Here is a 13,590-nt window from a genome sequence, read left to right on the forward strand (position 1 = left end):
GCCCCTCAGTAACGGATTTTCGGATCGAACCAGGCATAGGCCAGGTCGGTAAGCAGGTTCACGACAACGGTCAGCGCGCCGTACAGGATCGTAACCCCCAGCAGCACGGCATAGTCACGCGACAGGGCCGAGCCGACGTAGGCCTGACCCAGACCGCCGGTCGAAAAATAGATGTCGACAAAGACCGAGCCGGTCAGCACGTAAACGAAGACCGGTCCCAGATAGGACACGACCGGCAGCAGCGTGGGTTTCAGCGCATGGCGCCAGATCACGGTTCTGGTCGGCAGCCCCTTGGCGCGGGCGGTTCGGATGAAGTTCGAGTTCAGAACCTCCAGCATCGATGACCGGGTAATCCGCGCGATCGAGCCCATATAGGACGTCGCCAGCGCGATGACCGGCATGATCAGGTACTGCCACTGACCGCCATTCCAGCCGCCGCCCGGCAGCCAGCCCAGCCACAGGGTAAAGGTCAGGATAAGGATCGGGCCCATGATGAAGTTGGGCAGCGCTTGCGCCGCGATACCCAGACCAACCGCGAAATAATCGATCCAGCTATTGTGCTTGATCGCGGCGGCAATCCCAAGGCTCACACCGACTGCGGTCGCCACAAGAAACGACAGCGAACCGTAGGTCAGCGAGATCGGGAAACCCTGCGCGATGATGTCGTTGACGTCCCGGTCCTTGAACTTGAAGGACGGGCCGAAGTCAAAATGCACGACGATGTTGTAGAGGTAGTCCCACAGCTGCTTCCACAGTGGCTGGTCCAACCCGTACCGCGCCTCGATATTGGCCAGAACCTGAGGCGGCAGCGGCCGTTCCGAGGTGAAGGGACCGCCGGGCGCGAAGTGCATCAGAAAGAAACAGGCGACGATCAGCAACAGGATCGTCGGAATGGCGACGAGCAATCGCCGCAAGCTATAGGCAAGCATTTCATGCCCCCATTTTTATTGGCCCTGCCCCGGATGTGACCGGGACAGGGCGCGGTTCAAAGACGATTATTCAGCGAGCTTGTAGAGGTTTCTCGAGTACCAGTTTTGCTCGACATTGTTCACCGGCCAGTTCCCGACGTCGCTGTCCATCATGTAGACACCGGCGTAGTGGTAGATCGGGATCACAGGGGTTTCCTGCGCGATAATGCGCTCGACTTCCGTGTAAAGCGGTGCCGGATCGTTCGAGGTTTTGGCCTCGGCCAGCAACTCGTCGACGCGCGCGTTATTGTACTTGCCGTCGTTATAACCGGAATCGGATTGCAGCAGGTCAAGGAAAGTGGACGCTTCGTTATAGTCGCCACACCATGCGCCACGAGCCAGATCAAAGTTCTGGTTGCCGCGCTCTTCCAGGAAGACTTTCCACTCCATGTTGGCGAGTTCGACCTGAACACCCAGTTTCTGTTTCCACATCTGGCTCAGTGCCACGGCAACCTTTTTGTGGTCTTCCGAGGTGTTGTAGACCATCTCGAAGCTCAGCGGATTGTCGGGGCCAAATCCTGCTTCGGCCAGCAGTTCCTTGGCCAGCTCGTCCCGTTCTGGCTGGGTCATCGAAGCCATTTCTACAGCCGGAACTGTGAAGCCGGCAGTTGCCTCGGGCGCAAAGGTGTATGCCTGCGGCTGTCCGCCCGCCATGACCTTTTCAGTGATGATTGCGCGGTCGACGGCAAGAGACAAGGCTTGACGGACGTTGGGGTCCTTGAATGCCTCAGGGCCACCCTCGGACAGGTTGAAGGTGTAATAGTAGTTGCAAAGACGCGGGAAGCTGATGGCTTCTTCAGGGTGTTCCTCTTTCAGGCGCGGGTACTGACCGGCGGGAATTTCGGTGCGGTCAAGTTCACCAGCCAGATACCGGGTCAGGGCGACGTTTTCGTCGTTGATCACCAGTGACACAACCTTGTCGATGATGGTGTTGTCGTTGTCCCAGTACATTTCATTGCGTTCGCGTACCGAACGTTCCTGCGGCAAATGCTCGGTCAGGACATAGGCACCGTTCGATACGATGTTTTCGGGCTTGGTCCATGCATCGCCGAACTCTTCGATCACTTTCTGCGGGGCAGGGAAGGTGGTCGAATGTGTGGTCATCTGCGGGAAATATGGCAGTGGGGCGCTCAGGCGGACTTCCAGAGTCTTGTCGTCGATTGCCTTGACGCCCAGTTCATCCACGGGCTTTTCACCGGCAATAATTGCAGCGGCGTTCTCGATCGACATCAGTTCCATGAACCAGGCGTAGGGCGAGGACAGTTCAGGATCGACCGCGCGCTTCCAGGCATAAACGAAATCACCGGCCGTGACCGGATCGCCGTTCGACCACTTTGCATTGTCGCGCAGTGTGAAGGTGTAGACGTCCTTGGTGTCATTGACGGAATATTCCGTAGCCACACCAGGCACCAGGTTGCCGTCTTCGTCCTGGTTCATCAGACCTTCGAACAGGTCGCGAACGATTTCCGCGCCCGAGACATCTTCGACAACCTGCGGATCGACCGAACTGTGTTCGTCCAGAATGCGATAGGTAAAGGTCTGGTCGTCGGCCAGTGCCTCACCGGTTACAGGATGGGTTCCGGCGGCAAAGGCCGCGCCTGCGATAATGGTCGAGGACAACAGCCCCGCCAGCGACATCCGAATAGTCTTTTTCATGTTATGTACTCCCGTTTTTTGAAGCAAAGGCGCAAAACCCAAATAGGGTTGGCGCGCGCCTGCCTTGGTTGTCCGACTCCGAACAAAACCGGGAGGGGTCCATATGTCTTGTTACTGATCGCAATGAACACCGCGTCGCAGTCTTTCGGTATGCAGTCGGGAACTGTTTGCGAAAGTCGCCTTTCACTGCGGCAGAAGGTGACATTGTTTTCGAAAAGGTTAAAGCCTTGGTCGTTCGTTTGAACAACCAAAGGTGGATTACTTCCTAAACCGTGGGTGCGTCGGAAATTTTAGGAAGGAACCCCGGGGGGTCCGTGACATTTTCGTGAACCTGCATCCAGAATGTGTCTTTGGAAAACCGCCAAGACCTGCGCTTCCAAGGCCGGGAGACAGCGAATCGCTACACCCTTGGTGCCGATCGAATGACGCTCAGCCCCTCAGGTCCGCTTTCATGTGCGCTTGCGGAAAGCAGGTGGGGGACTGACCTGTCGAAGACTGCCAGCGCCCGATTGATCGGCGCGTTTTGAACCCCGGCAATCCGTCCGCTCCACCGACATCGTGCCCCTGTTTCTCCAGCGCCCGTTGCATCGTGGCAACGTCTGATCGATAAAGCCCGCCGACCTTGCCCCAGCGCCCGGTGAAATCACCGACCCCATATTGAATACGGTCGCCGACGTGGCCCACGAACAGGGCGTAGAGGTCGCTTTTGTTGTACTCTTTGAGCACATAGAAATTGGGTGTCACGACAAAGGCAGGCCCGAACCGTCCCGCCGGCATCATCAGATACCCAACGCCGTCCCTTTCGTGGGCCGGAAACGGTTTGCCGGAGACGCGCGTGATCCCCATCGCCTCCCATTCATGGATGGGGCGACCCTGATCGGGGCCTTCAAGCGCACAGGAAACCGACCCGGGAACATCAACCTCGAACCCCCAGTCCCGTCCGGAGACCCAGCCATGGCGGCGCAGGTAGTTCCCGATTGACGCAATTGTGTCTTCCGCCGAGCCCCAGATGTCGGTGCGTCCGTCGCCGTTTCCATCTGCTGCATAGGTCAGGAAGTTCGATGGCATGAATTGCGGCTGCCCAAGCGCCCCGGCCCAACTGCTTTTCATGGTGCGCGCAGGCATGTGGCCGGCCTGCGCGATCTGCAGGGCGGCGACCAGTTCGGCTGTGAAGTACTCGGCGCGTGTGCTCATGAACCCCTTGGTGCCAAGAACCTCGAACACGTCGTACCGGATCGGCACCTGCCCATACCCGCTTTCACGACCCCATATCGCCAGAATGATCCGGCCAGGCACACCCGTCTGTCTTTCGACCTGGTCCAGTGTGGTGGAATGGCGGGCCGCCATTCTTCGCCCTTCCGATGTGGCGCCGTTTACGGAACCAGCGTTGAAGTAACGTCCCGGGGACCCGAACTCGGCCTGTTTTTGCTGTCTGGGGGTTTTTGCCTTCGTACCGGGAGGGACGAGGTCGGGCAGGTCCCAATTCAGGGTCACGCCCTCGAAAGCCGCTTCCATCGTGCGACGCGAAACGCCCTTGGCGCGGGCCTGAGGCCATACCGTGGTGTTCAGCCAGGTTTGAAACTGTTTTTCAACCGTGGCGCGATCCTGCGCCAGTGTTGCGGCTGGCAGGCATAGAAGGGAAAGAACAAAAACAAACAGTTTCATCACCACTCCGGTTTCAACTCTGGCGCAGTCCAAGTCAACAGCCATGGCCTCTGTTTGTTGGCTTTGGTTGAGCCGACATCGTGCCGATCAATCTCCGGTACGGTAAAAAACCTTGAGAAAATCTGTGACAGTGTCGATAGTTGGGCGGAAAACAACGGCATGAGAGGACGGGCAGGCGTGACCAGTTTCAGGATCTCTCCTGCGCCAGTTTCAGTACTGGCGGCAGCGGTGGTTTTGTTTGCCTCGGCCCAATTGGCTGGCGCAAGCGACAGTTTCATGAACCCGCAAGGGCCAATTGCGGCTGTTCAGAAAACGCATCTGCTGCGCGCAACGGTATTGATCATGGTCGCTGTCATTCCTGTCCTGGTGTTGGTTCCCTTGATTGCCCTGCGTTATCGCCGCCACAAGGGCAGCACTGCCGAGTATCGACCAAACTGGGATTTTTCGTTCAGGCTGGAATTCCTGATGTGGGGGGTCCCTGTTGTCATAGTGGCGATACTGTCCTTCTACCTGTGGAAGGCGACCCATCGTCTTGACCCTTATGCTGCGCCTTTCGGTGATGCGCCCGCGTTGGAGGTGCAGGTTGTCGGGCTCGACTGGAAATGGCTGTTCATCTACCCCGACCTGGGCATCGCAAGTGTCGGAGAGCTGGGCATCCCGGTCAAGCAGCAGGTGGCGATGACGCTGACAACCGACACTGTAATGCAGTCCTTCATGATCCCGGCCTTGGCGGGTCAGATCTATGCGATGCCGGGGATGACAACCAAACTGCACCTTGTTGCTGACCATCCTGAACGGATGCAGGGGGAAAACACTCAGTACAATGGTCGGGGTTTTACAAAACAGAAGTTTCAGACTCTGGCGATGCAGCCTGACGATTTCAATGCATGGGTGGAAATTGTGCGTTCCAATGGTATCCCGCTTGACCCTGAAACCTATCGGACTTTGGCCAAGCGAACTGACCGGGATGAGGTTCAGGCGGCGCTTGGCACGGCGCAAATGCCTGAAAACGCGCTCTATTTTACATTGAAGGACAAAGACCTGTTCATGTCCATTCTTCACCGATACCACAGCGGCGAACCGTTGCCTCGGGATCAACAGCCGGGAACCGCGCAGTTCGGGCAGGAGGTCAGTCAATGACGACGGTCGGATCAGGTTTCTTTGGCCGCCTCGACTGGGATGCCTTTCCGATCAGCGGACTGATCCGGGATCCCAACGCCAACGAAATCGTGGCCAATGTGGCGGCGGGCATCGTGATCGTCGGTGCCATTGCGGTTTTGAGCCTGCTGACATGGTTCCGCCTTTGGGGGCCGTTGTGGCGGGACTGGCTGACCAGTGCGGACCACAAGAAGATCGGTATCATGTATATCGTCTTCGCCATCGTCATGTTGGCGCGCGGCGTATTGGAGGGTGTGGTCATGCGCGCCCAGCAGGCGGCGGGACCGGGCGACGGATTTCTTGAGGCTGAACATTTCGCGGAACTGTTCAGCACCCATGGTACGATCATGGTGTTTTTTGTCGCTGTTCCTTTTGTCTTTGGGGTCGCAAATTATCTGGTCCCACTGATGATTGGCGCGCGGGATGTGGCGTTTCCGGTGATGAACCAGATCGGGCTGGGACTGACCGTTTCGGCTGGCATGATGCTGATGGTTTCGTTGGTTGTGGGTGAGTTCTCGACAGGCGGCTGGACGGCCTATCCGCCCTACACGGGTGCGGCCTTCAATCCGGGCGTTGGACCGGATTACTGGATCTGGGCCATTGTCGTCTCGGGCGTCGGCACAACGCTGACGGGCATCAACTTTGCCGTCACGATTTACAAACTGCGCGCGCCCGGAATGACGTTCATGCGGCTTCCGATGTACTGCTGGACGATCATCTGCAGTTCGATCCTGATCATCTTCGCCATGCCGCCGCTTGGGGTCGCCGCGCTGTTGCTGGCGGCCGATCGCTATCTCGACTTCCACTTTTTCACCAACGACCTTGGCGGCAACATGATGAACTATGCCAACCTGTTCTGGCTGTTCGGCCACCCCGAGGTCTACCTTTTGGTTCTGCCCGCCTATGGTATCTATTCCGAGATCTTCGCGACCTTTTCGGCCAAACGGTTGTATGGATATAACTCACTGGTCATCGCCACGATGTCGATTGCGGTGCTGTCCTTTACCGTCTGGTTGCACCACTTCTTCACCATGGGCCAAAGCGCCCTGATCAACGCGGTTTTCGGCATCGCGACCATGCTGATTGCCATCCCGACCGGCGTTAAGGTCTATGACTGGATGGCGACTCTGTACCGTGGCCGTATCCGGTTCTCGGTGCCGATGCTGTATGGCCTGTCGTTTCTGATGCTGTTTGTCATCGGCGGGCTTAGCGGCGTGATACTGGCCAATCCCACCGTGGATTATCAGGTACACAACACCCTGTTTCTGGTGGCTCACTTCCACAACGTGCTGTTGCCGGGTGTGCTGTTTAGCCTGTTGGCCGGATACAATTACTGGTTCCCCAAGGCGTTTGGCTTTCGGCTGAGCGAGTTTTGGGGCCGGGTGTCTGTGGCCCTGTGGACCGTCGGCTTTATGCTGACCTTCCTGCCGCTTTACTTTGTTGGCCTGATGGGTATGCCGCGCCGGTCCTTCAGTTGGGAGGATCCGAGCTTCCACCCCTATATGATCGTCGCGGTTGTCGGCTCGCTCGTCATTCTGATGGCGCTGTTGTCGGTGCTGGTGCAACTTTGGGTCAGTATCAGGGATCGCGCAAAGACACGGGTACCGGTTGGCGACCCGTGGGACGCGCGAACGCTGGAATGGGCGACACCGGCACCGCCACCACCTTACAATTTTGCGATCATTCCGCAGGTGTCCGACCGGGATGACTTTGCCGCAGCCAAGGAAAACGGAACAGCCTACCCATCCGCGGATGCCTATGAAGACATCGAGATGCCCCGCAATACAGCCATCGGCTTTGCGCTTTGCGTGCTCAGCGGTGTTTGGATGTTCGCTTTGGTCTGGTGGATCTGGTGGCTGGCCATCCTGATGACCGTTCTGATGATCCTGTCGGCCATCATCTGGACTTTTGACACCGACACCGAGGAGGTGATCCCGGCCGAAGTTGTTCGCAAACAGCATGAAGCCTGGCTGGATCTGGTGCGCAAATCCCAACCCGTGAACCGCGATCTGGAAACTGCATCGGAAAACTGCGGTCTTGCCGGCCCCGATCTGGAGGCCGCGACATGAGACGCGCACCCTCACACAGCTATCCGGGTCTGAATCTGGGCGAAAACCACGCCAGCGCCGACAAATCGAGCGAAGTCGTCACCTTCGGATTCTGGGTCTTCCTGATGAGCGATCTGGTCTATTTCGGCCTGATGTTCGCGATCTATATCACGATGATCGACGCGCAGGCGGGTGGCCCCGGACCGCATGAACTGTTCGACCTTTACAGCATCTTCGCCCAGACCATGATCCTGCTGACCAGCAGTCTGACGGTTGGTCTGGCCATGCTGGCGTTGAAATACAACCGGCCGCGCGTGCGTGTCATTTTCTGGTTCTGCCTGACATTGCTGCTGGGCATCAGCTTTCTGGTGCTCGAGGTTCGTGACTTCATGGCAATGGCGGAAAAGGGCGGGGTGCCACAGCGCAGCGGATTTCTGTCTGCCTTCTTCGGGCTGGTCCCGCTGCACGGGCTGCATGTGGCCGCTGGCTGTGTCTGGCTGGTCGTGCTGGGCATTCAGCTTCGGGTGATGGGGATGACCGACAAGGTGATCTCGCGCGTCATAAGGCTGGCGCTGTTCTGGCATTTCCTTGACCTGATCTGGATCGGCATCATCACCATCGTCTACTTCGGAGGGCTGACTTATGGATAAGCAGACCGAGATGTTCCGCCGCGAACGGCGCCGATATCTGATAGGGTATGGCGGGTCGCTGGTGCTGACTATGGCCGTATTCATGATCGCCTATCGGTACGGTATCGAAACACCCGGGGTCTATCTGACCATTGGCCTTCTGGGTCTGGCGCAGTTGATTGTTCAACTGGTCTATTTTCTGCACATCGACCGTCGCCGCAGCAGTCGCGAGGATCTGGATCTGGTCCTGTTTTCGACATTGGTTCTGCTCATCATCATCCTTGGAACCGTCTGGATTCTGGGCAATTTGTCTGTGCGGATGCACACGATCCCGATGTGACGGACCCTCAACTTCGGCACTCAATTGGAACGGATCACATGAAATCCCTGAAAACCGTCGCTGTCATTGCCATGCTGGGCGCGATTGCCGCCGGACTGCTTCTGTACTGGCGTCATGAGGAGCGTTACCCGTCGACCAAGGACGCCTATATCGGGGCCAACATCATTTATGTTGCCGCGCAGGTCACAGGGCAGGTGTCCGGCCTTTCTGTCGTAGAAAACCAAAAGGTCAACGCGGGCGATCTTTTGTTTGAAATCGATGCCACACAATTCAGCGCGTCGGTCGATCAGGCCCAGGCCGATCTGGACAGTGCCAGGCAGCAGGCACAGTCCTATTCAACCCAGATCGCGGCAGCCGAAGCATCAGTGAAGTCGGCGCAATCCGCATTTGACACAGCGCAGAAGAATTTCGAGCGCTCCAAGGCGTTGTTCGCCAGCGGGGATGTCGCGCAGGTCTCGCTGGATCAGGCCACGACCGATGCTGCGCAGGCCTCGGCACGGCTGACGACAAGCCAGTCCAGTCTTCTGGCATTGCGCAGCGGATTGGCGGCGAAAAAGGACGATGCGCTGGCGGCACAGGCGCAGCTTGAAATTGCGAAGGCGAACCTGAACTGGACCAAAATTTACGCGGCGGCAGACGGCTGGATCGCCAATCTGACCCTACGGCCCGGCTCAGCTGTATCTGCCAACGCCCCGCAATTTTCAATTATCGAGTCTTCTGATTGGTGGGTGGATGCCAATTTCAAGGAAACTGCATTGCCGCGAATTCGTCCGGGCCAGCCCGTGACCGTCAGGGTCGATATGTTGCCGGGCGTGTCGCTGACCGGCAAGGTCGCCTCGATCGGTCGGGGGTCGGGGGATACATTCTCTCTATTGCCGTCCGAGAATTCCAGCGGGAACTGGGTCAAGGTTACACGCCGATTTCCCGTACGCATCGCGCTGGATCCGACCGACGCACCCTTGCGCGTCGGTGGCAGCAGTAAAGTGACCGTGGACACAACAACTGATCAGGCTGAAAAGTGACATCTACGGTCGCCAGCCATGTGAATCCGGTGATCGTTATCGCCGTATTGCTGAGCGCCATCCTTGAGGTGCTGGACAGTACGATCGTCAACGTCGCTCTGCCTCATATTCAGGCGGCATTCGGAGCGACCACCGATCAGGCGACATGGATATTGACCAGCTATATCGTCTCGGCTGTTGTGGTTATGCCTTTGACCGGGTTTGTTGCGCGGCGAGTGGGCCGCCGCCGCCTGATCCTGACCGCTGTTACCGGGTTCGCCACCATGTCGGTGATGTGTGGCCTGTCCTGGAGCCTTGAGACCGTAGTTGCATTCCGTCTGGCGCAAGGCATGTTCGGGGCGTTCCTGATCCCCCTGTCGCAATCCATCCTGTTTGATGCGTTTCCAAAGGAAAAACGCGGCAATGCAATGGCTGTATTCGGGTTGGGTGTGGTCGTCGCGCCGGTTCTTGGGCCTACAGCCGGTGCAATCCTGACCGAGTATTTCTCGTGGCGCATGGTGTTCTTCGTCAACCTTCCCGTGGCGGCCATGGCACTGTTGCTGCTGGCCGGGGAACTGCCTGATGACAAGACCGAAGACGTCCGGATCGACTGGAAAGGCCTTGCGCTGCTGGCGGTCGGGATCGGATGCCTTCAATTCATACTCGATCAGGGCGAGACCAAGGATTGGCTGTCCTCTCGGGTCATTCAGGTCGCGTTGATCGCCTCGGTTCTGGGCGCGCTGGGTTTTATTGTTCATGCCCTGTCCGCCAAAAACGCGGTTGTCGACCTGCGGCTGTTTGCGGATCGCAATTTCGCGCTGTGCAATCTGATCATCGCAGGTTTTGCGATTTCCCTGTTCGGAGGGATCGCGATCCTGCCGACTTTTGTCCAAAACCTTCTGGACTTTCCGGTCATCGAGTCCGGGCATTTGTTCATCCCGCGCGGGATTGCGGCGGGATTGTCGATGGTTTTGACGGGTTCCGTGCTGGTTACACGGTTCGATCCCAGGCTCTTGACCGGTCTGGGTTTGCTGCTGACAGCCATCGGGAACTTCATGCTGGGCGCGCTCAATCTGAATGCCGGTTTCTGGCAATTGGCCTGGCCGGGCGCGGTCAGCGGATTGGGCATGGGACTGGTTTTTGTACCCATGTCCATTCTTGCCTTCGAAAGCATCAGCAAAGCCCGCCAGGATGAAGCCTCGGGGCTGTTCAACGTGACCCGGCAGTTGGGCTCGTCAGTTGGCATATCGCTGGTCGGTACCTGGGTCGTGCGTGGTCTGCAGACGAATACCGCGACCCTCAGCCAGAACGTGACGCCTTACAATCCTGCCGCACAGGCATATCTGAAGCCGCTTGGCCTGACACCGGACAGCCCGCAAGGGGCGGCAATTCTGGGGCAGGAAATCGCGCGGCAGGCTGAGATGATCTCTTATCTGACTGTGTTCAACAACCTTGGGCTACTGGCATTGGCGACGATCCCACTGGTATTCTTTTGTCGGGCGCCGAAACCGGGAACGGAAGTCAGCGTTCACGCACATTAGCGCATGACCGTCAGACCCAGCCACAAGCTCGCCCAGCACAAAACAAGGCTGAGCAGGATATTCCCGGCTGCCAAAGCGATTGTCCGTTCGCGGTGCAGCTCCAGCGACTGATAGGCGAAGCTGGAAAAGGTCGTGAACCCGCCGCAAAACCCGAAAACCAGCCGTTTTTCTTCTTCGCCCATGTCTGCGGCACCGCCCAGATACCCTATCCACAGGCCCAAAAAGAGACTGCCCAGAATATTCACGATCAGCGTGGACAATGGCAGTTGGTGCGTGACTTTAAGCGCAAGCCAATGTCGCATCACGGCGCCAATACCCCCACCCAGGCCAAACATTGCGTGCAGATACAGGTCGGTCATGTCCGGAAACCACCTGATTGGAACCGCCGCCCCGTCATCTCACCCAGAATGGCGGCACCCAAACCGACAGCAATTTCCGCCACGGCGGCGACAGCAGCCATCCAGCCACTGGACATTGCCATGACTTCAAGATCAGCGACGAAGGAGGAAAAGGTCGAAAGCCCCCCGCAAAACCCGACCGCACCCAAATGCAGCACATGCGCGTGAACGCGGTGCCGGACGGAATACAGCCAGCCCAGAACAAAACACGCGACCACGTTGATCCCGAAAGTTGAGGTTAGGTAGGGCAACCCGGGTAAGTTGACGGCAAACACCTCGCGCAGCAGCGACCCTGCCGCTCCGCCTACGAATACGGCAGTGAACATAAGCGCCTGGTGCCGGTTTGTTGCCTGTTTTGCTCGCTCTGCCAAGGATCGGGCCTGTTCTGGTGTCTATTTCGGCATACAGACTGGCAGGTGTGGGATCAACCAAAGTCGGGACCCATCGCAGATCATCACATTTCCGTCTGATCAGAATGCAAAACATACAAAGGCTTGCAATCCATAGCCAAAAAGCCTCTCGTTAAGCCAAGCAAACCCCGGCCCGCCAAGCGCAAGGAGACCGAAAATGATCGTTCGCAGGCTTTATTTCGTGCTCAGTTGCGTCGTTTTGCCGTTGACCCTGCTGCTGGGATTTTTCTGGTCTCCGATCCATTGGTTGCTGGTCTTGCTGGTGCCCTATGCTGTGGTTGGGGCATATGACCTGATGACAACCCGGCACAACGTTCTGAACAATTATCCGGTCCTAGGGCACTTTCGCTATATGCTGGAATTCGTAAGCCCGGAAATCCGCCAATATTTCGTGGAAACCAATGAAAGCGGTCGGCCTTACAACCGGATCGTCCGGTCGTTGGTCTATTCCCGCGCCAAGGGACAGGTGGATACGCAGGCCTTCGGAACACAATACGATATCCTCACCGTTGGCTACACACGCGCTGCCCATTCACTTGCACCCAAACACGTGCCCGAAAGCGAAGAAAGGGTAACGCTGGGCGGGCCGCAATGCGACCAACCCTACAGCGCGTCCCGACTGAATGTTTCTGCCATGAGCTTTGGGGCCCTCAGCGCCAACGCGATCCGGGCGCTGAACGGCGGAGCCAGGGATGGTGGGTTTGCGCATAACACCGGCGAAGGTGGGCTGTCGCCGCACCATCTGGCCGAAGGTGGGGATATCATCTGGCAGATCGGGACCGGTTATTTCGGATGCCGCACCCCGGAGGGTGGTTTTGACAAGGATCTCTTTGCCGAAAAAGCAAAAAAAGAGGTGGTCAAGGCCATAGAAATCAAGCTGTCACAGGGGGCAAAGCCTTCGCATGGTGGCGTTCTGCCCGCGGCCAAGGTTGATGAAGAGATTGCCGAGATTCGTGGTGTGCCGGTGCACCAGGATGTCATCTCACCCCCCACGCATTCTGCGTTTGAAGGCCCGACGGGCCTGATGCATTTCGTTCAGCACCTGCGGGAAATGTCGGGTGGCAAACCGGTGGGGTTCAAGCTGTGCATCGGCAAACCGTCCGAATTCATGGCGATCTGCAAGGCCATGCTGGAGACCGGTATTCTGCCCGATTTCATTACCGTTGACGGTGCGGAGGGTGGCACCGGGGCGGCCCCGGTCGAGTTTACCAACCGGTTGGGCATGCCTCTGAATGAGGCTCTGATCTTTGTGAACAACTGCCTGCGCGGCGTAGGTTTGCGCGACCAGATACGCGTCATCTGCTCGGGCAAGGTAGCGACTGGTTATGACATGATCGAGAAATTTGCGTTGGGGGCGGACATGTGTAACGCGGCGCGGGCCATGATGTTCGCGGTGGGCTGTATCCAGGCCTTGCACTGCAACACCAACCGCTGTCCTTCGGGCGTGGCGACACAGGATCCGGTCCGGGGTCGGGCCGTGAACGTCCCGCAGAAGCGTCAGCGCGTTCACCGGTATCATGACGCCACGTTGGAGAGCTTTCGCGAATTGCTTGGCGCGATGGGTAAAGAAAAGGTTGCTGACCTGCGTCCTTCGGATATTCACCGCCGCACGGCGGATGAGTGCGAGCGAACGTATGCAGAGCTTTATTCGTTCATCGACGACGGTGCTCTGCTGACTGAAGCGATACCCCAGATGTTTGCAGAAGACTGGAAAACAGCCTCGGCCGCTCATTTTTGATTCTTTTTCGGAACGCGCCAAGGATTGACGCCTGGTAT

12 protein-coding genes are annotated in these 13,590 nt (G+C 57.8%); 7 read left to right on the top strand and 5 right to left on the bottom strand.

The features are described from left to right. Positions 1-5 precede the first annotated feature (5 nt). From oppB to ACR1XU_RS16090, 3 genes are all read right to left on the bottom strand, one after another. Positions 6-929 (bottom strand): oligopeptide ABC transporter permease OppB, encoded by a 924-nt coding sequence (gene oppB / locus ACR1XU_RS16080; protein ID WP_039543927.1) that lies wholly within the window; start codon positions 927-929, stop codon positions 6-8. Between the two features lie 66 nt (positions 930-995). Beyond that, a complete protein-coding gene (locus ACR1XU_RS16085; RefSeq protein WP_480915635.1) occupies positions 996-2,624 on the bottom strand; it encodes a peptide ABC transporter substrate-binding protein in 1,629 nt (542 codons plus the stop codon). Positions 2,625-3,053: 429 nt separating this feature from the next. Further along, positions 3,054-4,289 carry a lytic murein transglycosylase gene (locus ACR1XU_RS16090; protein WP_480908225.1) on the bottom strand — a complete coding sequence of 412 codons (1,236 nt, stop codon included), beginning with the start codon at positions 4,287-4,289 and terminating at the stop codon, positions 3,054-3,056. Between the two features lie 177 nt (positions 4,290-4,466). Here ACR1XU_RS16090 and ACR1XU_RS16095 point away from each other — a divergent pair, with 177 nt between their 5' ends. The 6 genes from ACR1XU_RS16095 to ACR1XU_RS16120 are packed head-to-tail and all read left to right on the top strand — an operon-like array spanning position 4,467 to position 11,006. Further along, entirely contained in the window at positions 4,467-5,429 is a 963-nt protein-coding gene (locus tag ACR1XU_RS16095) for a cytochrome ubiquinol oxidase subunit II (RefSeq protein WP_480908227.1), read from the top strand. Beyond that, a complete protein-coding gene (locus tag ACR1XU_RS16100; RefSeq protein WP_480908229.1) occupies positions 5,426-7,516 on the top strand; it encodes a cbb3-type cytochrome c oxidase subunit I in 2,091 nt (696 codons plus the stop codon). The genes ACR1XU_RS16095 and ACR1XU_RS16100 overlap by 4 nt, the downstream gene beginning before the upstream one ends. Continuing rightward, complete coding sequence (locus tag ACR1XU_RS16105; RefSeq protein WP_170611372.1) at positions 7,513-8,145, top strand: cytochrome c oxidase subunit 3; 633 nt, start codon at positions 7,513-7,515, stop codon at positions 8,143-8,145. Before ACR1XU_RS16100 ends, ACR1XU_RS16105 begins: the two co-directional genes overlap by 4 nt. Continuing rightward, positions 8,138-8,464, top strand: a complete 327-nt coding sequence (locus tag ACR1XU_RS16110; RefSeq protein WP_480908231.1) for a cytochrome o ubiquinol oxidase subunit IV — start codon at positions 8,138-8,140, stop codon at positions 8,462-8,464. The genes ACR1XU_RS16105 and ACR1XU_RS16110 overlap by 8 nt, the downstream gene beginning before the upstream one ends. A gap of 38 nt (positions 8,465-8,502) precedes the next feature. After that, positions 8,503-9,486: an HlyD family secretion protein gene (locus ACR1XU_RS16115; RefSeq protein ID WP_480908233.1), complete on the top strand. Its 984-nt coding sequence runs from the start codon at positions 8,503-8,505 to the stop codon at positions 9,484-9,486. Beyond that, complete coding sequence (locus ACR1XU_RS16120; protein ID WP_480908235.1) at positions 9,483-11,006, top strand: DHA2 family efflux MFS transporter permease subunit; 1,524 nt, start codon at positions 9,483-9,485, stop codon at positions 11,004-11,006. Before ACR1XU_RS16115 ends, ACR1XU_RS16120 begins: the two co-directional genes overlap by 4 nt. On the opposite strand, the gene ACR1XU_RS16125 is transcribed toward ACR1XU_RS16120, so the two are convergent. Both ACR1XU_RS16125 and ACR1XU_RS16130 read right to left on the bottom strand, forming a co-directional pair. Continuing rightward, positions 11,003-11,365 carry a FluC/FEX family fluoride channel gene (locus ACR1XU_RS16125; RefSeq protein ID WP_170611366.1) on the bottom strand — a complete coding sequence of 121 codons (363 nt, stop codon included), beginning with the start codon at positions 11,363-11,365 and terminating at the stop codon, positions 11,003-11,005. The genes ACR1XU_RS16120 and ACR1XU_RS16125 overlap by 4 nt on opposite strands. Further along, a complete protein-coding gene (locus tag ACR1XU_RS16130; protein WP_480908237.1) occupies positions 11,362-11,730 on the bottom strand; it encodes a fluoride efflux transporter FluC in 369 nt (122 codons plus the stop codon). The genes ACR1XU_RS16125 and ACR1XU_RS16130 overlap by 4 nt, the downstream gene beginning before the upstream one ends. Before the next feature lie 241 nt (positions 11,731-11,971). Here ACR1XU_RS16130 and ACR1XU_RS16135 point away from each other — a divergent pair, with 241 nt between their 5' ends. Further along, positions 11,972-13,552, top strand: a complete 1,581-nt coding sequence (locus tag ACR1XU_RS16135) for an FMN-binding glutamate synthase family protein (protein WP_480908239.1) — start codon at positions 11,972-11,974, stop codon at positions 13,550-13,552. The last annotated feature ends 38 nt before the right edge of the window (positions 13,553-13,590 follow it).

The organism is Ruegeria sp. D1(2025), assembly GCF_056536425.1.

What these genes read in the sequence shown, in the direction of transcription:
- oppB (WP_039543927.1), bottom strand. Translation starts at nt 929, where the DNA reads ATGCTTGCCTATAGCTTGCGGCGATTGCTCGTCGCCATTCCGACGATC.
- ACR1XU_RS16085 (WP_480915635.1), bottom strand. Translation starts at nt 2,624, where the DNA reads ATGAAAAAGACTATTCGGATGTCGCTGGCGGGGCTGTTGTCCTCGACC.
- ACR1XU_RS16090 (WP_480908225.1), bottom strand. Translation starts at nt 4,289, where the DNA reads ATGAAACTGTTTGTTTTTGTTCTTTCCCTTCTATGCCTGCCAGCCGCA.
- ACR1XU_RS16100 (WP_480908229.1), top strand. Translation starts at nt 5,426, where the DNA reads ATGACGACGGTCGGATCAGGTTTCTTTGGCCGCCTCGACTGGGATGCC.
- ACR1XU_RS16105 (WP_170611372.1), top strand. Translation starts at nt 7,513, where the DNA reads ATGAGACGCGCACCCTCACACAGCTATCCGGGTCTGAATCTGGGCGAA.
- ACR1XU_RS16110 (WP_480908231.1), top strand. Translation starts at nt 8,138, where the DNA reads ATGGATAAGCAGACCGAGATGTTCCGCCGCGAACGGCGCCGATATCTG.
- ACR1XU_RS16115 (WP_480908233.1), top strand. Translation starts at nt 8,503, where the DNA reads ATGAAATCCCTGAAAACCGTCGCTGTCATTGCCATGCTGGGCGCGATT.
- ACR1XU_RS16125 (WP_170611366.1), bottom strand. Translation starts at nt 11,365, where the DNA reads ATGACCGACCTGTATCTGCACGCAATGTTTGGCCTGGGTGGGGGTATT.
- ACR1XU_RS16130 (WP_480908237.1), bottom strand. Translation starts at nt 11,730, where the DNA reads ATGTTCACTGCCGTATTCGTAGGCGGAGCGGCAGGGTCGCTGCTGCGC.
- ACR1XU_RS16135 (WP_480908239.1), top strand. Translation starts at nt 11,972, where the DNA reads ATGATCGTTCGCAGGCTTTATTTCGTGCTCAGTTGCGTCGTTTTGCCG.